This window comes from Fibrobacter sp. UWOV1 (assembly GCF_900142495.1).
Lineage (GTDB): Bacteria > Fibrobacterota > Fibrobacteria > Fibrobacterales > Fibrobacteraceae > Fibrobacter.
This window is the reverse complement of the sequence record NZ_FRBA01000001.1, coordinates 903440-924130: the sequence shown is the minus strand read 5'-3', so window position 1 is coordinate 924130 and position 20691 is coordinate 903440. Positions and strand designations below refer to the sequence as shown.

Below are 20691 nucleotides of genomic sequence, written 5' to 3'. Positions count from 1 at the left end.
ACTCCTTAAACAACCTCGCTCCAATGGAGTATCGGTTGATGAGAACAGGGTGATTTTGTATACTTTAAACCAGTCCTAAAAATGGGTAGCTGACACCTACACGGCGGGGCTTGATGCTGTAGGGCACCTTGACGCCGTTTACTTTTTCAAAGGCGTTTACCACGTCGAGTACGGAGTAGCCGTGGCCTGTACCCAGGTTGTAAATGGCGAGTCCGCACTTGTTTTCGATGGCCTTGAGGGCGCTCACGTGGCCCGAGGCGAGGTCGCAGACGTGAATGTAGTCACGCACGCCGGTTCCATCGGGGGTGTCGTAGTCGTTGCCGAACACGCCGAGTTCCTTGCGGATGCCCACGGCGGTCTGCGTGATGTAAGGCATTAGGTTGTTCGGAATGCCGTTTGGGTCTTCGCCGATTTTGCCGCTCGGGTGGGCGCCAATCGGGTTGAAGTAGCGCAGCAGCACCACGTTCCATTCGGGGTCTGCCTTCTGCACGTCGATCAGCACTTCTTCGAGCATGGACTTTGTCTGTCCGTAGGGGTTCGTGCATTTGCCCTTGGGGCATTCTTCGGTAATCGGGATCATGACCGGGTTGCCGTATACGGTGGCCGACGATGAAAAGATGAGGTTCTTGCAGCCGTTGTTGCGCATGGCGTTCAGGAGCACGAACGTGGCGTTCATGTTGTTTTCGTAGTATTCGAGCGGCATGGAGACTGATTCGCCTACGGCCTTGAGGCCGGCAAAGTGGATGCAGGCGTCAAAGTGGTTTTCTTTGAAGATCTTGTCCATGGCGGCGGCATCGCGGACGTCTGCCTTGATGAAGGGGATGGGCTGCCCGACAATTTCGGCGACCCTGCGGAGTGATTCCTCGCAAGAGTTCACGAGGTTGTCGACGGCGACAACGGTATGACCCTTTTTGTAGAGTTCAATAATTGTATGCGATGCAATGTATCCGGCTCCACCTGTCAACAAGACTTTCATAACAAATCCTTCTCGAGTTTGTCTTTTGAAGGGTAAATATAACAATAAACCAGCCAATCCAAGTGTATCGCGGGCCGGGGAAGTCCGCCCACCCGCCCCTTTGAGGGCGTATTATGGCGGGGGGGGATTTTGATGCATGTGAAATAATCCGTTAATATCCTGTTTGTAGCTGCAAACAATGTTTTGCAAAATGTAAAACTCATTGCCTGTCCCGTAGAGACGTGAGTTTTTTTCCGCTTATTAGTTATATTTTATCTAAATGTCTCCTAGTAATAAAAGTTGTCTTTGCTATTATTAACGGCGAAGGATATGAAAATATGCAAATCAAACTTGATAATGTTGGAATTGTAAAGAACTCGTCAATAGATATTGACGGATTGACTGTGATTACAGGGGCGAATAACAGTGGAAAGTCTACTGTGGGTAAGGCCGCCTATGCATTAGTTCGTAGTGTCGAAAACTACGAGTTTAAAGCGATGATTGATCGTTTTGATTACGCTGTTACTCATTTGAAAGAAATACCAAATTTTTTCCCGTTAATGGTAAAATCGGCTCTAAAATCATTTGCATCAACCGCAGATATGACGCTTAGGGCTGTTTTTGTAGATTCGAAGTTGTTTAATGATGTTGAGGTTTCTGAAATAGACAATTTTCTGTCGTCCTTTAAAAAGGCTTTGGTTCAAGTAGACTTTAATAATGTGAAAGAAAAGGAGACCTTTTTTTGGGGCTTCATGGACGATCCTACATATTCATCAGAAAAATTTGAGATGGATAAGGGAAAGTCTATAGCTTATGTTGATGAGATTATCCAAAAAATAAACGATGACCCTGAGTTAGAAAATTATATAAAGGAAGCTGTTAGATCACAGCTGGATGTTGAATTCTCTGGTCAAGTTGCCCCTGTCAAAGAACCTTCTTCAAAAGTTTCAATTGAAATTACGTCGGGGGGCCAAAGATGTATGTATGTTGTTTTACAGGATGGGGGGTATCCGGAAGGCTTTCGAAAGGTCCTTGATCGGAAACCATATTCTAATGTATTTTACATAGATGATCCATTTGTTGTTGAAGATGATTATCAGTTCTCAAAGTTTGCTTTATCGGCACAACATAAGGAATCCTTTATTAATTCTAACATAATATTACGCCATAGAGATGATCTGCGTTTTCGGTTAAAAAATATGCAGGAATTAAATGTCTGGGAAAAAGTACAGGCTATGGCGAAGTTCAAACAAATTTCGAACCGAATGAATGCTGTGTTACCTGGTACATTTGTGTCTGAAAACAAGACGAAATTCTATAAAGGTACTGACGGAGCCAAGCTGGATATTTCCAATCTGGCTACTGGTGCAAAAATGTTTTCGATATTAAAAATGCTCATTATGTCGGGAGATCTTTCTGAACGATCATTGCTGATTCTTGATGAGCCAGAATGTCATTTGCACCCGGACTGGCAGAATAAGTTTGCCGAGATGGTTGTTCTTCTTGTAAAGGAAATCGGATGCCATGTGTTGTTGACGACGCATAGTCAGAATTTCTTGTTGGCTTTGGATGCAATGACTCGCCAATATGATATCAAAAATCGCACAAATTTTTATCAAGCTATAAAAAGCGACAATTCTTTTGTTAATTATGTTGATGTCTCGCAAGATTTAAAACCGATTTATGCGGATTTTGTAAAGGGCTTTTCAGAAATGAAAAATCTTTACGATAATATTGTAGGCATGTAACTGCGCTAGGAGTGCTTTTATGGCTGTTGATTTGTTTGGTTCTGCGGAAGAGTACTTAAATACGTCGTGTGGCAAATATAAAAGTACTGTTTCGGCCATATCAAAATCCGATGATGGAAATTTTTTCGTTGAGTCAAATATTGAAGGTTGGAATTTTGATAAGATAAGCGATTCTTTTTTTCCAAAGCAGCATGCATGTTCTGCTGATGGAATTTTTATGCGATCCAAAAGAATCTGTTTTGTGGAATTTAAATCAGGTTTTGAAAAACTGATAAATGAATCTAATTTTAATCCGGCATTGACAATATGTCCCATAATTAAAAATCAGCCATGCAAAGAATATGGAAAATTGCTAAAGGAAAGGGACCGATATAAAAATAAGGGACTTCAGGAAAACATCCAACTTAAAGCAATGGAAAGTTTTCATACGTTTGAAAAAATAATGAGCCCCCAAATTAATGAGCAAAAAAGGTCTACGACGAAATATATGTTGACCTTTTACGCCGTGATTGATGGTGAAAATTCTGAAAACGAAATTTATGAAAAAATTGGCTCAGACATGGGCGGTGTGGATGTGTCTAAAACAAATTATTTTTCAAAATTGCAATCTTGCTTGATTCGCTTCAGAAATTCCAAATTATGGTATGATGAAGTGGAAGTTCTAAGTGCAGATCAGTTTTTGAAAAAAATAAGTTCGTAGTTTCAGCCCGCTATCCATTTTTGTAATTTTCCCTGCGAATGCGGGGAATTGTTTTTATTTTTAGTTTTTCTTTCTTTTTAAAGGTCGAATTGTATGCTTCCCCATAATTGTCTGCTACCCATTTTTAGGACAGATTTAAAGTATACAAAATCACCTTGTTTTTGCCAACCGATGTTGCATCAAGGCGAGATTGTTTAGAGAATCTTGCGGTCTTTGTATGCGAAGAGTCTCAGTTTTGCTCATACAAGCATTAGATGGGCGGCTGGTCTGTGTTTCCATAATTGCTTTTGAACATCCCTGCGTTAGGGATCAAAGCCCGAAGGGCCGGGAGGGCCGCCGGTGTCCCGCGCTCGGCCCTCAGGTCCTTCGGCTTCGCTCAGGATAAACTCGGCCACGAGAGCCCGCCCCTGCGCAGCAGGGAACGCCCGTAGCCCATTGATGTCAACTATAGTTGCATAATGAAAAATTTTCGCCGCGGGTATTGACTAGGACATAATCTTTTTGTATATTGACATAGTGAACAAATGTACATGTATTTTGCAAAATATTTATGAAAAATTTAGAAGACGATATGCTTGAATCAAAGTCGGAGTCGCAGAATGTCGAGTTCAAAAAGAACTGGCGGGACGAATACCTGCAATGGGTATGCGGTTTTGCCAATGCCCAAGGCGGGACTTTGTACGTTGGAGTCGATGACGACGGTAATGTTGTCGGCGTGGAAAAGGCGAAAAATTTGGCTGAGGATATCCCGAATAAGATTATTTCGCTTATGGGGATTGTTCCTGATGTGAATATCCTTAAAACGCCGGTCTTGTTGCACCGTCGATCCAGGCGACTATGGGTGGCATGATGGTCAGCATTTTGAGGCGGGAAAACCCGTATGTAAATCCGTATGAAAATGCGTCTGGGCTTGATGCGCGAATTATATCAGAAATTCAAAGCAATGCAAGAATAACTATCCAAGCGTTAGCGGAAATATGCGGAAAGAATCGCGATACGATAAGGGTTCATCTCAGAATATGCAACAAAAGGGTCTTGTCAAGCGTGTTGGCCCCGACAAGGGCGGTCACTGGGAAGTCGTCAAAAAATAGCTTTTATAATCTAGGCAGTTTCAAGTCGCTAATGCAACAATTGCCTTTCTTGCGATTAAGTTGGGCCTCCAGCCGCTTGCAATAGAGCATCTTTTTTCCCGCTTTCTGCGTTAGGCCTCCAGCCACTTGGCAACTCGTTGCCTTAGTGGCTATGGTCCCCTTTAGGGGAGATCGAAGCCCGAAGGGCCGGGAGGGCCGCTGGTGTCCTTCGCTCGGCCCTCTAGGTGGAAAAATTGCGGCGTGAGGCCGCAATTTTATGCCGCAAGAGCCCGCCCCTGCGCAGCAGGGAACGCCCTTTTTTCAAAAAAAACGAATTTGGGTATTGACTTTTTGATAAAATAGTGTATATTTGTGCAGTATGAAAAGCGAGCTGGAAAATACATTTCTGCTATATCACGATAAAGACGGCAAAACTGACGTTTCGGTGCGTTTTGCCGATGAAGATGTATGGGTGACTCAGGTTCAGCTTGCCGAACTGTATGAGACCACTCAGCAAAATATAAGCTTACACATCGACAACATATACAAGGACGAGGAACTGCCTAAGGAGGCAACTCACAAGGAATTCTTGTTAGTTCAACAAGAAGGAAAACGGCAGGTTCATCGAAAGATTGCTCATTACAATCTCGATGTCATCATCGCCATCGGTTACCGTGTCCAGTCCCCTGTAGCCACAAGATTTAGGCGGTGGGCCACGGCAAGGCTGCATGAATTCATTCAGAAGGGTTTTTCCCTTGACGATGAAAGGCTGAAAAACGGCCGAAACCGTTATTTCAAGGAACTTTTGCAGCGAATCCGCGACATTCGCTCGTCTGAACGCAATTTCTACCAGCAGGTCACGGATATCTATGCGACATCTATTGACTACGACCCCCGCAAAAAAATTACGAAGGATTTCTTTGCTACCGTCCAGAACAAGCTGCATTATGCCGTCCACGAGCATACGGCGGCAGAGCTTATCTACGAGCGTGTTGATAGCGAGAAACCGTTCGTCGGCATGACAAATTTCAAGGGGAACTACATCACGGAAGACGATGTGAAAATCGCCAAGAACTACCTATCGGAAAAGGAACTCCAGCGTTTGAACCTGATGGTGTCGCAATTTCTTGATTTCGCCGAATTGCAGGCCCTTGACGAAAAGCCGATGAAAATGCAGGACTGGGTTGCGGCTCTGGACAGTCAGATTGTCATGAGCCAGCGGAAAATCCTGGAAGGCAAGGGGAAGATAAGCCACGATGAGGCCATGGAGAAGGCGGAGCGAGAATACAGCCTGTTCCGTCAAAAGGAATTGGCCAACCTGAAAAGCGATTTCGATCTATTCTTGGAAGAGACAAAGAAACTGTCCAACGATAAGTCTGCGAAATAAGCCACGGCTTCGTGCCGCGAGAGCCCGCCCCTGCGCAGCAGGGAACGCCTTTTATATGTTTTTGACTCCTTTTTCTGCCCGAAAATGAAAACCTGGCTTGTTTTTAACGACTACATAATCTATATTCAAATTATGGCCGACAAGTACAAAATACCTTACGTGAACATGTGCATCCGTCTTTTTGCGCGGCGTTTCCAAATGACGCTTCAGGGGGCGGCAGATTACCTGTGCAAGTTTAAGGGAATTCGGTTTCTGGATGACTGCTATCCTTCGGAACATCTTCTGCCTGTGGAGATGCCTTGGACGACCTTGTCGCCGTCTGCAAGAATAACGGTGGGGCCATTGGATGATTCTGTATCATGGGACCAATTCTGACTTTTCCCAAATTAATCTGGGGAAGACCAAGCCCTACAAGGATTTTGGAAAAGGTTTGCGTAGAATGGGCGGATTTCATATACAAGAATCGGAGCCGTTCGGCGGGATTTACCCATCAATATGATGTCGTTATAGGGCCCATTGCAGATGACGGAGTTGCCTATTTGTTGAATTTGTACGAAGAGGGCCTGCGGACTCTGGAAGAATTGGCAAAGGAACTTGAATACAAGGACCTGAACAATCAGTTCTGCTTTTTGACGGATCGGGCAATTTCACTTTTGCATCGGGTAAAATAATGACGGCAGCTCAAAGCGAATCTCTCGTATCAAAAATTGTCGAGAAAAACGTTCAGCTTTTGATGAACGAGTTCTCCTTGGATTTGGAATCCGCTTTCGCCTTCATATACAAGACGAAGGTGTTCGAGTCATTGAACGCGCCTGACACGGGATTGCGTGCCCGTAGCGCCGATTACATTTACGAACTTGTGCGCGAAGAATTTTTAGCTAAGCGGTAGTTTTTGCGTTAGGCCTACAGCCACTTGCAGCTCTGCTGCTTAGTGGCTATGGTCCCCTTTAGGGGAGATCGAAGCCCGTAGGGCCGGGAGGGCCGCTCGTATCCCGCGCTCGGCCCTCAGGTCCTTCGGCTTCGCTCAGGATAAACTCGGCCGCGAGAGCCCGCCCCTGCGCAGCAGGGAACGCCCGTATAGATTTTCGTGAAATCCTTTTTTTATAGGCTACATTTTTTGTGCCTATGTTGGGAGGCTTTTTATAACCCGACATGTTAAACAAACAAAAAAGGATTAAACATGAAAAATGAAAATGTGGCCAAGAGTATTACCCCAGAAGTGCTTCAGGAGTTGTTCCTGGATTATGCTCGTGAGCTTTGCGTAGAAGAAATTGAATTAACGAAAAAGGTTTCCCCTTATAAAGAGCATTCGGAGTGGGCTTATGAGGAGTATCGGTGTTGGTTTGATGCCTTGTTTGGGTGGATTGATAATATAAAGACCGGCAAGATTATGCGTGTGTTGAAGTTTGTCGGTGCCTATGATGGTAGAAAAATTGACCATGATCGTCTTTTGACTGCGCTGAGGACACTCTGTTATATAGCCCGCTTTGACGATGGTGTCGATGGGAAACTCTTTGCTTTCGAAGGATGTCGTTATGAAATTCCTTATGATTATATTTATCGCTTAGAACGATTTGTAAGAACCGCTATGTGAAATAAGATTGCCTGAAATTGTGTCCCCGGCCCCGCCGGGGATTTCCGCCCGCCCAACCCACCCTTTTGAGAAATTTTTTTACAAACCTTGCAATCAATAGATTGCACGATTTTTGATTTTAGTGTCTAGATTTGGAGTGTTCCATTATGGTTGTTGTTGCATTTTGGTTGAGTTGATTCTATATTTATACTATGGCACTTGAAATCAGACCTATACCGACCTTGAAGGGGCAAGAAGCCCTTGCGTTCGCCCTGGCGGCCGAACGCGCTACCAAGGTGCGCGGAAAGCAGGACTTTTCCGAGCAAATTCGTAAGGCTGATTTGATTTTGAAAGAGGCCGGATTCATTTGATTCTAGAAAAAGATTTTCTTTTAGCAGAAAGTACCGGAACCAGAAAATCGGCTCGCAAATAATTGATTTTTGAAATTGGTGATTTGTCTGATATTGCTCAATCCTGCAAGCCGGCTGATTTAAATGGATTGCTTGAAATTAACTTTGGGTATTTTTTTCCAGCCCCTGCGCAGCAGGGAACGCCCGCAAGTCACTTTTGTCAACAATAAGTTGCTTAATTAACTTTTTTTGCCGCGGCTATTGACAACCGCCCCGCGTTTGTGTATATTTGATAGTGAACAAATGTGCAGGTTGTAAATGCGGTACGAATCGGTAATCAAGGCTGGCGAATCCTCTACGGTGGAATTCAAATCCTCTTTCAATCAAGAGGTTATCGAGGCTGTGGGCGCGTTTGCCAACAAGCACGGAGGTGTCATCTTTGTTGGGCTGAAGTCGTGCGATAGAGTACTTGGTTTGGAACTTGCCGAGGAATCTTTACAGAAATGGCTTAACGAAATCAAGAGTAAGACGGAACCTGTGCAGGTCCCCGATGTTGAAGTCGTAAAGTACAAAGGGAAGACGCTTGTTGCGATAAATGTCAAGGAAAGCCCGATAAAGCCGGTGGCGGTGCAGGGACGTTACTTTATTCGGCACGAGAACAGTGTTCATGCGATGAACCCGATTGAGATTGGGGATTGCACGTTGCGTACTCAGAATTCTAGCTGGGATTTTGTACTTGACGATTCCGGTTCGATGGACGACATCTCCCTCAAAAAGGTCGTGCAGAGTATTCGGCGTATCAACGAGCGAGGGTATCATATCTCCAAGGATCCCCTTGATTTTTTGCGCAAGAATCGATTGCTGCGGGAAGGAAAGCTTACTTTTGCTGCCGAAATGCTTTTCGCAAAGGATTGGCATGTAAACACGGCTGTGCAGATGGGCTTTTTCCAGTCCCCGACAATAATCAAGGACAGGGGCGAAGCCCATGGCGATTTGGTGAGCCAGGTAGAAGAAATTTATGAGTTCGTGAAAAAGCACATCAATTGTCAGGTCGTCATAAGCGACAAACTTGAAAATGATCTTGTTTGGGATTATCCGCTAAAGGCCATCAGGGAAATAATCTTGAATATGATTGTTCACAGGGATTATCGTTCGGCATCGGAATCGTGCGTCAAAATTTTTGATGATCGTATAGAGTTTTTCAATCCGGGAAAACTGATGGATGGGATGACTCCTGACGATTTGAATTCGGGAAATTACTTGTCCACTCTTCGGAATAAGGCGATTGCAAACCACTTCAATATGTTGGGCGAGATTGAAAAGTACGGTTCCGGTGTTACCCGCGTTATAGGGCTGTTCCAAGAGGCCGGTTTACCTGTTCCCAGGATTGAGGAAATTGGTTGCGGAATACGTGTGACCGTGTGGAAAGCTGTTGACAGGGATACAGAAAAGGATACAGAAAAGGATACAGAAAAAGATACAGAAAATATTACAGAAAATCAAAGGAAGATTCTTTCCGCTATAGAGCAAAACCCCTCTGCGCCGCAGGAGGGAATTGCACAGGTTGTTGGGATTAACCGCGCCAATGTCGCTAAAAACTTGAAAAAACTTGTTGAAATGGGGCTTGTCAAACGTATTGGTCCCGACAGGGGCGGTCACTGGGAAGTCGTCAAGAAATAGCTTTTATAATCTAGGCGTTTTGAAAGAGGCCGGTAAGTTGCTTTAAAATGTAGCTAGTACGTCAGCCCGTAGCCGTACGGGTATAATCCTTTTTTGCCGTCACCGACGTTGATCGGGATTTGCTTGGCGTCTTTGGGCCAGGTGTGGGGGAGTTTGCCGGTGGGCTTTACCTTGCCGTAGAGAACGTCTGCGACGCCTGCGCCTTCGCTGCCGGGGAGCCATGCCACGACAAAGGCGTCGGCGGTCTTGATGAACGAGGTGATGGGGAGCGGGCGGCCGGTATTGTTGGCGTGGCTGCCGGTTACAAAAACTTTGCTGTTGGTATCCAGCGGAAGAACCTTGTCGTTCTTGAGGATGACGAGACTTTTTTGAACGGCTTCGCGGGCGATTTGGCGGTGTTCGTTGCTACCGATGTTCTTGGTGACGCCTACATAGGCGGCGGGGCCGTTGGGGTTGTCGATTCGGCCGGCGCGGATTTTGGCGCGCAATATTCTGCGGCAGGCGTCCTTGATGTGGTCTTCGCTAATGTTCCCTTCGGCAAGATTCATCGACGACGTTGCCCGTAATGGCTGCTTGCGAAAAACCGTAGGCGGCAACGGCGAAAAGAGCGATTTTAGAAAAATTCATAATAATACCTTCCAAGGTAAATTTACATTCAAAAGGTCTTTGGGTGAAAAAGAACTCGTGATTTCGCGTGTACATAAGAAAACGGCCTTATTTCGCGAGGAAATAAGACCGAATTTCGTTTGTGGCGTGCGAATTACAGCGCGTAAAATTACAACGCGTCAATCACCGCATTGAATTCCGCTACCGGGCGCATCCACTTCTTCAGCAGATCGGCCTTCGGCAGGTAATAGCCACCGATGTCGGCGGGTTTGCCCTGCTCGGCGGCAAACGCGGCGACGATTTCGGCTTCGCGGGCCTTCAATGCGTCGGCGACCGGGGCGAACTTCTTGGCAAGTTCCGCGTCGTCCTTCTGGGCGGCAAGAGCCTCGGACCAGTAGAGGGCCAGGTAGAAGTGTGAGCCGCGGTTGTCGAGCTCGCCGATCTTGCGGGCGGGCGTGCGGTTGAATTCGAGAATCTTGCCGTTCGCTTCGTCCAGCGTGTCGGCGAGGACCTTCGCCTTCTTGTTACCGTCCTTGAGGGCGACCTGTTCGAAGGCGGGTACGAGCGCGAAGTATTCGCCGAGGGAATCCCAGCGGAGGTAGTTTTCGGCGAGGAACTGCTGCACCTGCTTGGGGGCGGATCCACCTGCACCTGTTTCGTACAGGCCACCGCCCGCCATGAGCGGCACGATGCTGAGCATCTTGGCGGATGTTCCGACTTCGAGAATCGGGAAGAGGTCGGTGAGGTAGTCGCGCATCACGTTGCCCGTCACGCCGATGGTATCGAGACCGGCTTTCGCGCGCTTCATGGTTTCCACAATCGCCTTGCGCGGGCTCATAATCTTGATGTCGAGGCCGTTCAAGTCGTGTTCCGGCAAGTAGGCTTCCACCTTCTTCTGAATTTCGCGGTCGTGAGCGCGTTCCGGGTCCAGCCAGAAAATCGCGGGCGTGTTGCTGAGGCGGGCGCGCGTCACAGCGAGCTTCACCCAGTCGCGCACCGGAGCGTCTTTCGCCTGACACATGCGGAAAATGTCACCTGCTTCTACATTCTGCTGCAAAAGGACTTCGCCCTTGCTGTTGACGGCGCGGATAACGCCCTTTCCCTTTGCAACGAAAGTCTTGTCGTGGCTGCCGTATTCTTCGGCACCCTGAGCCATGAGGCCCACGTTCGGCACAGTGCCCATCGTCTTCGGGTCGAATGCGCCGTTCTTCTTGCAGAATTCAATCGTCTCGTCGTAAATGCCGGCGTAACAGCGGTCCGGAATGCAGGCGATCGTCTCTTGCAGCTTGCCTTCCTTGTTCCACATGCAGCCGGAATTGCGGATCATCGCAGGCATCGAGGCGTCGATAATCACGTCGCTCGGCACATGCAGATTTGTAACGCCCTTGGCAGAATCCACCATGGCGAGGTCCGGACCCGCAGCGAGAGCGGCGTCAATGGCGGCCTTAACTTCGGCTTCCTTGGCGTTGCCTTCGAGGCGCTTGTACAAATCACCCAGACCGTTGTTGGCATCGATGCCCAGTTCCTTGAACAAGTCGGCGTACTTCGTGAATACATCCTTGAAGAACACGCGCACGAACGCACCGAACAGCACCGGGTCAGAAACCTTCATCATGGTAGCCTTCAGGTGCACCGAGAAGAGAAGACCCTTGGCTTTTGCTTCGGCCATCGCGTTGGCGATAAACTTTTCGAGCGATGCCATGCGCATCACGGTAGCGTCGATGATTTCGCCCTTCAGGAGTGGCTTTGCAGCGCGGAGTTCCGTGACTTCGCCTGCTTCGTTGACAAATTCAATCTTGAATGTGTCGGCATCGGTCATGGTGATGGACTTTTCGTTGCCGTAAAAGTCGTCCGCATCCATGCTCGCCACGTGAGTCTTTACAGAAGTGTTCCAGTTGCCGTTGCTGTGTGGGTTGTTGCGGGCAAAGTTCTTCACTGCCTTGGGGGCGCGGCGGTCGGAGTTGCCCTGGCGAAGCACCGGGTTCACGGCGGAACCCTTCACCTTGTCGTACTTCGCGCGGATTGCCTTTTCTTCGTCGTTCGCCGGAGCGTCCGGATAGTCGGGCACGTCAAAGCCGTTCTTCTGGAGTTCGGCGATGGCGGCCTTGAGCTGCGGCACAGACGCCGAAATGTTCGGGAGCTTGATGATGTTCGCATCCGGTTCAAGCGTAAGCTTACCCAAAAAATCCAGGTCGTCGCTCGCCTTGCCGAAGGCGGCCAGAATGCGACCCGGCAGGGAGATGTTCTTGGTTTCTACATCGATATCGGCGGCCTTTGCAAAACCGCGCACGATGGGGAGCAGGGATTGAGTCGCCAGGAACGGCGATTCGTCTGTGAGGGTATAGTAAATTTTGGTATTCATACGGGGGTAAAGATAGAAATTTCAGGGCAATCCCCGGCTCGCCGGGGCGGGCTGTACTCGCTAATGAAAAATTCTGTTGTTTGCTTAATTGTGGACTACAATTTCTGTAAAATTTTTCTTTAATTTCTTGCGAAAACCTTCATTTTTGTATAAATGTGGACTAAAATACGCGAAAAAGTTGTCTGCAGACTGCGAAAAAATGCTTTTATTTGACCGCAATTTCTATAAATAAGGTAGATTTAAAACGAATGTGCGGGTGTGCCCGCAAAAAGAGGATGCTATGAGTGTTTGGAAGTTGCCTGCGCCGGTCATGAGCGCGTTCGGTTTGGCGTTTGCCGTGTCGTCGTTTGCGGCGGATTATGTTCCCCCTTCGACGGCGGTTTCGAAGGTTAACAGCTACCGCGGTTTTTCGGAGCTTACCACGGCTGCGTCTGGTATGGACATTGACCAGTACACCTACAACATGACCACGTGGCAAATTAGCAACGGCGGTTTTTACAAGGCCATGGCCGACAAGTACAAGAGTGCCTATTCCGGTGGGCAGAAGTCGGAATGGCGAGCTAAAGATGGTGGCGACCTCGGCACTATCGACAACAATGCAACCATCCAAGAAATGCGTTTATTGGCTCTCCGGTATAAGGAGACAACGAATTCCAACTACAAGGCTGCTTTTAAGACAAGCTTTAACAAGGCTCTGAACTTTATTCTCACCATGCAACGCTCCGCGGGCGGGCTTCCGCAGGTGTGGCCCAAGCGCGGTAACTACAGCGACCACGTGACGCTCAACGACAATGCCATGGTGCGCGCTATGGTCACTATGATGGATATCGCTAACAAGACTTCGCCTTTTGATTCCGATATCATTGACGATGCGACACGAAGCAAGATGAAGTCTGCACTCGACAAGGCAATTCAATACTTGCTCAAGGCGCAGATTGTGAACAATGGAAATTTGACGGTTTGGTGCGCCCAGCATGATACCGCAAATTATGCACCGCGACCGGCCCGCGCCTATGAACTGGAATCTAAGTCGGGGAGCGAATCTGCCGGCGTTGTGTGGTTCCTGATGAATTGGCCCGAACAGACCGAAGCGATCCAGAAGGCGGTCAAGGGGGCTATTGCCTGGTATAAGAAGACTAAGGTTACGGGGCTTTACTTTAACAAGAAAGCGGGTACATTTGACAAGCGCGACGGTAATGTTTTGTGGTATCGCTTTTACGAAGTGAACAACGACAACTATTTCTTCTGCGACCGCGACGGTGCCAGCACCAAGACGCAGGACTTTACCAAAATTAGCGAAGAACGTCGCACGGGTTACCAGTGGGCGGGCGACTACGGCAGTGCGCTTCTCTCGACGGAAGCCGCTTATTTAGAAGCGCTTGAAAAGATGTCTGGCACCTACGTTCCGCCTCCACCGCCGGCAGTACTTTGCGGGAGCGATACCTGCAAGACATTCATCGATGGCGTGAACTTTGTAGACATCAAGGGCGTCAAGGAAACGACGAATACGGGCTTTGTGGGCGAGGGCTACGCCAATGTAGACAACGAAACGGGTAGCTACGTGACTTACGGCGTAACCGCAGCGAAGGCGGGCGAATACGATTTGACAATCCGCTTTGCAAATGGTGGCTCGGGCGCTCGCGGCTACGACATATATGTGGGCGATGTGCTTGTTGTTCAAGGCGTGAGCATGGGTTCTACTGGTGGCTGGACCACTTGGGAGGCACAAACCATTAAGGTGCCGCTCGAAAAGGGCTACAGCGAACTCAAGTTTGTGAGCACCTCGAAAGACGGCATGGCAAACATCGATTACGTTGGCTGGATGAGCGCTGACCTGTACGCCGGCGAAAAGGATGTCGGTGGAACGACCGTGATCGGGGACCGCGCCGTGCAGGCTGTTCCGGCAAATGCTGCCGCCCGCTACTATGTAGATTTCGGTCGCGTCGGTGGCGCTAGCGCAGGTGTTTACCTGAAAAAAGCAAACGGCAAGATTTTCCGCGTGAACGGAGCGAGGTGACGAACGTCTTAGTGTGAATGTCTTCCCGGCCTTGAGCCGGGATCTCCTCTAGCAGCCTACAAGAAAAGAATCTTGGAAAGCCGTAAAAGGAGGTGCCACCTTGGTGGCCATGCGCACTAAGCACTTCCCCAAAGAGGATAACTCTACTATGGCAACAAGTTGCCAAGTATCGTATAAAAGTGTTAAGTGCTGTCCGCCCGGGTCAAGCCCGGCATGACAGTGGGAGAGGAACGAAGAAAAGGAATTTTATGAATACGAATACTTGTAAATTTCTTCTGGTAACGACGCTTGCTTTTGCGGTAAGTGCCTCCGCGGTCGAGAAAAAGAAAATCGATTTCGTGGTCGGTGTCGATGGCGACTTTAAGGCGGCTGTTGCGGCAGCGGGCAAGTCGGGTGCGTCTGCCAGCAACCGCTTCGTCATCTTTGTTCCCGATGGCGAATACGACATCACCAAGCTTACGGGCGACAGCCACGGAAAATCGACCGTGAGCGCATCGTACCTCTCGATTATCGGGCAGAGCCTCGAAAAGACGATCATCGCGAACAAAACTGACACCGAAGGCATCAGCCTTACGGCGACAATATACTTCCCGAAGAACAACGAGATGTACATGCAGGATATTACCCTGCAGAACAAGGGCACCTATAATTCTGGCAATGCGGCGCGCCAGGTGGCGCTGCAGCAGAACGAAGGCGACAAGTTTATCTACAAGAACGTGCGCCTTTTAAGCGGCCAGGACACCTACTACACCAAGAAAGGCCGCACTTACTGGGAAGGTGGCGAAATTGACGGAACGGTCGACTTTATCTGCGGTGGCGGCGACGTGTTTTTCGAAGGCACCAAACTCGTGATGACGCGCAACGGCGGGTACATTACCGCATCGCAAAATCCGGGAGACTGGGGCTACGTCTTCAACAACGCGACCATTACCGTGAGCAACAACAGTTTCAACGGCACGTTCTATCTCGGGCGTTCCTGGGGGCACGCGAAGACGGTCTTCCTGAACACGAAAATGATTGCGCAGCCCAAGGGCGAAGGCTGGGGGCCCGACATGAATTCCGCCCCGCAGGTTTTTGGCGAATACAACAGCAAGGACGGCAACGGCAACGCGGTGAACACAAGCCAGCGCAAGACGTATTTCAATGGTGGCAAGGACGCATCGACCGCGACTACGCTCAAGACGGTGTGGAACGCAAGCGATGCTGCGAAGTATACGCTCGCAAACGTGCTCAAGGGTAGCGACAACTGGGATCCGACCAAGTTGACGGCGCAGGTTTCCGCCCCGAAAATCACGCAGGAAGGCGCCGAAATTGTCTGGGCCGACGACAATAATGCCCGCTGCTGGGTGGTGTTCGTAAACGGCAAGTACAAGGCGAATGTAGTCGCTCCGAGTTTTTCGCTCGATGGTGTAGCTACGGGTTCCAAGATTACAGTGCGTGCTGCAAACAGCATGGGTGGCCTCGGCGCGTATTCCAACGAAGTCGCAACAGTCGATGCGAATGTGACTTACTACAAAGTAACGCTTGGCGATGCGATCGGCGGCAAGGTGACGACAAATCTTTCGGGCGACAAGGTGGCCGAGGGCAAGACGGCGACCTTTACCGCAGTCCCGAATGCGGGCTGGGAATTCGCAGGCTGGGGCGGCAAGAACGCAAGCCTGATTGATGCGGGTAAGGCTGCGGTTGAAATCGTTGCGGCAGGCGATATCGAACTCATTCCGAGTTTTACCGCCAAGGGAACGACCGTGTTCCAAGCGGAAGACGGAATCATTACGAACGCCGCAGCCGAAAGCAACAATGCAGGCTTTAACGGAAGTGCCTTCGTGAATTTTGCTGCCGGCGACTTGAGCATGATTCAAGTGCCCGTATACGCTGAAGTCGCGGGCGAGTACGAAGTTATGGTGCGCTATGCCAACGGTAGTGGCAATGCACGTAGCCTGGCGGCCGCGGCCCCGGGCGTGTGCACCGCCGGCATTGACGGCTGCAAAAGTGCCGAGTCGCTGTCCTTTGCGGCGACCACGAATTGGACGACCTGGGAAACGCTTTCGTTCAAGGCGAAACTCGCCGAGGGCGCAGGCTACATGACGTTTGCGACTATGGGCGGTAACGATGGCCCGAACCTGGACCAGGTGGAACTCAAGCTGCTCAAGGCCGATGTAACGACTGCAATTCGCGGGCTTGCAACGCCGAGCCAGCAGTTGGTCCCGACAACTCGCGTGCGCCTGTTTACCTTGACGGGGCAACTGGTTCGCGAATCCGTGGGTTCAAGCGTAAGCACCGAAAATCTGGCGCCGGGCATGTACCTGCTGCAGCGTGGCAACGGCTCCCTACTCCGCCAGCAAATCATCCGCGTGAAGTAGCGGCGGACAGCACTTAGTACTTTTGGTGCTTAGTGCGCATGGCCATCAGGGTGGGGCGTTGCGGGGTGGAACCCCGCTCGATGGGGTAGTGAACAACGAAGTGTGAACGAGGGGCAGACCTGCCCCTTTTTTATATAATCTCACGTTTGTACTTTCGCTACGCTCAAGTACCAAATGCTAAGCTCGGCCATGTTCAAGTAAACTTGACCGCGGCGCTCGCTTTTTGCATTTGTCACATCCCACATCTCACATTTCACATCTAACATCTTTCTATATTGCTTTCTGTATGTTAGGTATTGAGCAGAAAAAAGGAAACGACGATAACCTGTGCGGGCGTATGATTGCCTACGCCAAGATTTTGCCGAACCCCGACGAACGGGATAGCGGCACACCGTTCGATGACATGATCAAGAACGGGCTCTTGGCGCTCGAAGGCGATTTCCGCATGTTCTCGCCGCGCGTACCTAGCAAGAAGGCGATTGACCGTGCTGTCGATGACAAGCTGAACGACATGCTGGAATCGATGCAGGCCGATGGCGTGGAACTCCCGCCCGATATGGATGTGGAACAGATGCGCGAACGCCTGCACGAACTTTCAAGCATGGAAGTCATCCCGATTCCGGCAAAGATCGGCAACTTCACCCGCGAAGAGGACATTCTCGCCGAAGACGCCGACATCTATTACATCGGTGAATTCATTGGCGCGGGGCAGGCTCACTTTTGCCTGACGACGCTCCCGATTTATTACCAGGCAAGGTTCCGCGAACAGGCCCGCAAAAAAGAGATGGACTTTTTGAACGAGGCGCTCACGCAGATCGAATCGGGCGAATTCATGGATGCCGAAGACCTGCAGAACGATACCGAGGAATTGTTCCCGAAGGGGCTCACGTTGAATACCTTCGTGGGCGACTTGGGCAAACTTTTGAACGTGCGCGTGATTCCGTTTTTGCTCGCACTCGAAACGGATGCCCAGTACGACGAACAAATCAAGCTTTTTTATGACTTTATGAAGGGCTACCCGGCAAAGGCCGACATCAAGCTGATTGACTTGGCTATTCGCGATTTGCGCAATCAGAAGGATTCTGCGCTGGCCCGCCGCATTCTGGAACTGGGTTGCCAAAAAATCGATGCCATCTACAACGAAGACACGCAGAAGGCAAACGAAATCGCAGAAGAAATTGTCAAGTTCGCTAAAGATAAAAGTAGCGGGGAGCAGTCGTAATGAATTGGCTCAATAAAATTTCGTGTGGTGTGGCGCTGGCCGCTGCCTTGTTTACGCAGCCTTTTGCACAGGTGAACTTGGTGGTTCACAAAGAAGTCTTGCCGAACGGGCTCACGGTGCTTTTGCACCCGAACAAGCAGGCTCCTACGGTAAGTTGCCGCTTGTTCTACGTGACAGGTTCCGTGCACGAAGTCCCGGGCAAGTCGGGCCTGGCACACATTCTGGAACATGAACTCTTTAAGGGCACCAAGAAGGTGGGCATTACCGACAGCATTGCCGACGCCAAGTTCATGGCGGTGCAAGATAGCCTGCAGGCACTCATCCGTCCGGCGATTTTGGCGGGCGATACCGCGAAGGTGAAAAAGCTTACCGCCGAACACGATTCCGTGGTGAACGAACACCGCAAGATTTTTGTGAAGGACGAACTTTGGAGCGCTTACCAGGCCGCAGGCGGTACGGGGCTCAACGCCTTTACGAGCGACCTCATGACCGCCTACATCGTGACGCTCCCGAAGAATAAAATTGAACTGTTCATGTGGCTGGAAGCCGACCGCATGCAGAACGCCGTGCTCCGCGAATTCTATTCCGAACGCATGGTTGTGCGCGAAGAACGCCGCATGCGCTACGATGATAAACCTACGGGTCGCTATTACGAAACGCTGAATTCCATGATTTACGAGGCGTTCCCGTACCGCGTGCCAACAATCGGCTGGCCAAGTGACATCATGAACTTGACGCGCGAAATGGCCGACGAACATTACCGCAAGTATTACAAGCCGCGCAATGCGATTTTGGTGCTGGCAGGTGACATCGATACCACCGCCACCATGGAAATGGTCAAGAAGTACTTTGGCCCGATTCCTACAGGCGAGGCGTTCCCTCCGCTCACGATTCGCGACCCCGAGCAGGCCGGCGAAAAGCGCCTGACCGTAAAGCGCCCGGACGCTCCGAACCTGTATACGCTCGTGTTCACGACGCCTGCCGTGGGCGACCAGATTCTGTACCCGCTGGACATTGCCGAGGGCGTTTTGAATGGCCGTTCCGGCAGACTCTACAGGCGCCTGATTCAAGAAGAAAAGCTCGCCGTGAGCGTGAAGGCGTCTAATTCGCCCAACAAGTACGTGTCTGAATTCGGTGTGACGGTGAACTTGCGCCCGGATGCCGACCCCGCGAAGGTCGAAAAAATCGTGTGGGAAGAACTGGAACGCCTTAAGACCGAAACGGTGAGCGAACGCGATTTCCAGAAGGTGAAGAACCACGCCTACGCCGGCCTGGTGCGTAGCCTGACCGATATGGAAAACGTGGCCACGATGCTTGCCTGGTACGAAATGTACGGCGACTACCGCATTTTCCTCAACTGGGCGGACGAACTCAATAAGGTCTCTGCCGCCGACGTACAAGCGGCCGCGCAGAAAACCTTCGTCCGCGAAAAGAGCGTCGCCGGCTTCCTGCTGAAGAAGTAGCCCCGATTGTCTTCCCGGATGCTTCCTAATTGTCTTCCTGCACGTAGATGCGGGATCTCCCTTTACGGCTTTCCAAAGCGCTTGCAGTAAAAATGCAAGCGTTTTTTCAAACAACTAGAGGAGATGCCGGGTCAAGCCCGGCATGACATGTGCAATATCCGGGAAGACAGTATGGATTATACTTTATTAGGATCGTACGGGTCGATGTGCACAAGCGCATCGACTACATTTTCTCCCGCCTCGATCATACGGCGCTCTACTTCTTCGGCCAGGTCGTGGGCGGCCAAGAGTGTCATGTCGGCGGGAACGACCACATGCAAATCCACGTGCAAATCGCTGCCCACGTAACGCGTGCGGAACCCGTGAATGCTAATCACGTTCGGGCAGGCGAGTGCCACTTCGCGCAACTTTTGGGCCACCTCGGCGCTCGCGCCTTCGTCGGCCACGCGGTGAATGCCCGGCCATGCAATTTCAAAGCCCGAATGCAAAATGAAAACGGAAACGATAATCGCGCCTACGGAGTCTGCAAACCAGAGTGTGGGGCAAAGAATCCCGAACAAGACCGCGATCAAAACAGGAATAGAACTGTAGGCGTCGCTCCTATGGTGCCAAGCGTTTGCCTCGACGGCCTCGCTGCGGATGGCGCGACCTTTCGCCCGCGTGTAGCGGAAAAGCGCCTCTTTCACGATAATCGAAACCGCCGCCATAATCGCCGCAATCCATTCGGGGTGCGACTGCTCGCCGTTCATGAGCGCTACCACCGCATTGTAGCCGAGCCCGAGACCCACGGCGCAAACCGCAAGCCCGATTCCGACCGAAATCAAGGTCTCGAATCGCCTGTGCCCATACGGGTGTTTCGCGTCGGGTGGCGAATTCCAGAAGCGGGCCCCTACGATAATCGCTATGTCCGTGATAAAATCAGATGCACTGTGAATGGCGTCGGCGATAAGTGCCTGTGATCCGCCAAAATAACCCGCAAAAAACTTGCCAACCGACAAGGCGACGTTCCAGCCGAGCCCCACCCACGTAACGCGGCGGACCTCTGCGGAATCATCTTTTTTAGCAATGCGAGTCATAGGTAGTAGGAAGTAGACGGTAGGAAGTAGACAGTTGTTAGCGATTAATGCTGCATAATATAAAAAAATGGGGATAAACTCTTGCGAATAGGCAACCTTTTGTCGTGTGTGCGCATCTAAAT

17 protein-coding genes and 2 pseudogenes are annotated in these 20691 nt (G+C 50.1%); 15 read left to right on the top strand and 4 right to left on the bottom strand.

From position 1 onward, the window contains the following. Nucleotides 1–64 precede the first annotated feature (64 nt). Nucleotides 65–976 carry a UDP-glucose 4-epimerase GalE gene (galE, locus tag BUC02_RS03830; RefSeq protein ID WP_083564368.1) on the bottom strand — a complete coding sequence of 304 codons (912 nt, stop codon included), beginning with the start codon at nt 974–976 and terminating at the stop codon, nt 65–67. Nucleotides 977–1293: 317 nt separating this feature from the next. On the opposite strand from galE, the gene BUC02_RS03825 reads away from it, so the two are divergent. The 11 genes and pseudogenes from BUC02_RS03825 to BUC02_RS03775 all read left to right on the top strand — a co-directional run bounded on the left by BUC02_RS03825 (nt 1294) and on the right by BUC02_RS03775 (nt 9463). Next, nucleotides 1294–2703, top strand: a complete 1410-nt coding sequence (locus BUC02_RS03825; protein ID WP_139261003.1) for an AAA family ATPase — start codon at nt 1294–1296, stop codon at nt 2701–2703. A 19-nt stretch (nt 2704–2722) separates the two neighbouring features. Then, nucleotides 2723–3403, top strand: coding sequence for a hypothetical protein (locus BUC02_RS03820; RefSeq protein ID WP_073318787.1), 681 nt, complete (start codon nt 2723–2725; stop codon nt 3401–3403). 571 nt (nt 3404–3974) lie between these two features. Then, nucleotides 3975–4199: pseudogene (locus BUC02_RS03815) on the top strand (helix-turn-helix domain-containing protein); the annotation flags it as partial. Nucleotides 4200–4240: 41 nt separating this feature from the next. Beyond that, nucleotides 4241–4372, top strand: a pseudogene (locus BUC02_RS16715) (hypothetical protein); the annotation flags it as partial. Nucleotides 4373–4852: 480 nt separating this feature from the next. Then, complete coding sequence (locus tag BUC02_RS03805) at nt 4853–5860, top strand: virulence RhuM family protein (RefSeq protein ID WP_073318781.1); 1008 nt, start codon at nt 4853–4855, stop codon at nt 5858–5860. A gap of 84 nt (nt 5861–5944) precedes the next feature. Next, on the top strand, nt 5945–6235 hold the full coding sequence (locus BUC02_RS03800; protein ID WP_217653062.1) for a DUF3791 domain-containing protein: 291 nt from the start codon (nt 5945–5947) through the stop codon (nt 6233–6235). Nucleotides 6236–6279: 44 nt separating this feature from the next. After that, the gene (locus tag BUC02_RS03790; RefSeq protein WP_073318778.1) at nt 6280–6531 is read left to right on the top strand and encodes a DUF3990 domain-containing protein; all 252 of its coding nucleotides are present in this window, start codon (nt 6280–6282) and stop codon (nt 6529–6531) included. Next, nucleotides 6531–6749, top strand: coding sequence for a hypothetical protein (locus BUC02_RS03785; protein ID WP_073318775.1), 219 nt, complete (start codon nt 6531–6533; stop codon nt 6747–6749). Before BUC02_RS03790 ends, BUC02_RS03785 begins: the two co-directional genes overlap by 1 nt. Nucleotides 6750–7040: 291 nt before the next feature. Beyond that, entirely contained in the window at nt 7041–7454 is a 414-nt protein-coding gene (locus tag BUC02_RS03780) for a hypothetical protein (RefSeq protein WP_073318771.1), read from the top strand. Nucleotides 7455–7645: 191 nt separating this feature from the next. After that, nucleotides 7646–7804 (top strand): hypothetical protein, encoded by a 159-nt coding sequence (locus BUC02_RS16110; RefSeq protein ID WP_175549790.1) that lies wholly within the window; start codon nt 7646–7648, stop codon nt 7802–7804. Nucleotides 7805–8101: 297 nt separating this feature from the next. Next, the gene (locus tag BUC02_RS03775; protein ID WP_073318769.1) at nt 8102–9463 is read left to right on the top strand and encodes an ATP-binding protein; all 1362 of its coding nucleotides are present in this window, start codon (nt 8102–8104) and stop codon (nt 9461–9463) included. Nucleotides 9464–9516: 53 nt separating this feature from the next. Here the strand turns inward: BUC02_RS03775 and BUC02_RS03770 are convergent, their stop codons facing one another. Together BUC02_RS03770 and BUC02_RS03765 are read right to left on the bottom strand one after the other, a co-directional pair. Further along, nucleotides 9517–10011 (bottom strand): glycoside hydrolase family 3 protein, encoded by a 495-nt coding sequence (locus tag BUC02_RS03770; protein ID WP_073318767.1) that lies wholly within the window; start codon nt 10009–10011, stop codon nt 9517–9519. Nucleotides 10012–10238: 227 nt separating this feature from the next. After that, complete coding sequence (locus BUC02_RS03765) at nt 10239–12431, bottom strand: NADP-dependent isocitrate dehydrogenase (protein ID WP_073318765.1); 2193 nt, start codon at nt 12429–12431, stop codon at nt 10239–10241. 280 nt (nt 12432–12711) lie between these two features. Here BUC02_RS03765 and pelA point away from each other — a divergent pair, with 280 nt between their 5' ends. The 4 genes from pelA (at nt 12712) to BUC02_RS03745 (ending at nt 19493) form a co-directional block, all read left to right on the top strand. Further along, nucleotides 12712–14448 (top strand): pectate lyase, encoded by a 1737-nt coding sequence (pelA, locus tag BUC02_RS03760; protein ID WP_073318762.1) that lies wholly within the window; start codon nt 12712–12714, stop codon nt 14446–14448. Between the two features lie 248 nt (nt 14449–14696). Beyond that, nucleotides 14697–16808 carry a pectinesterase family protein gene (locus tag BUC02_RS03755; RefSeq protein ID WP_073318760.1) on the top strand — a complete coding sequence of 704 codons (2112 nt, stop codon included), beginning with the start codon at nt 14697–14699 and terminating at the stop codon, nt 16806–16808. A 286-nt stretch (nt 16809–17094) separates the two neighbouring features. Further along, on the top strand, nt 17095–18030 hold the full coding sequence (locus BUC02_RS03750; protein WP_073318757.1) for a hypothetical protein: 936 nt from the start codon (nt 17095–17097) through the stop codon (nt 18028–18030). Further along, complete coding sequence (locus BUC02_RS03745) at nt 18030–19493, top strand: M16 family metallopeptidase (protein ID WP_073318754.1); 1464 nt, start codon at nt 18030–18032, stop codon at nt 19491–19493. The genes BUC02_RS03750 and BUC02_RS03745 overlap by 1 nt, the downstream gene beginning before the upstream one ends. A gap of 176 nt (nt 19494–19669) precedes the next feature. Here BUC02_RS03745 and BUC02_RS03740 read toward each other — a convergent pair whose 3' ends face one another. Beyond that, entirely contained in the window at nt 19670–20569 is a 900-nt protein-coding gene (locus tag BUC02_RS03740) for a cation diffusion facilitator family transporter (RefSeq protein ID WP_073318751.1), read from the bottom strand. Nucleotides 20570–20691: the final 122 nt, after the last annotated feature.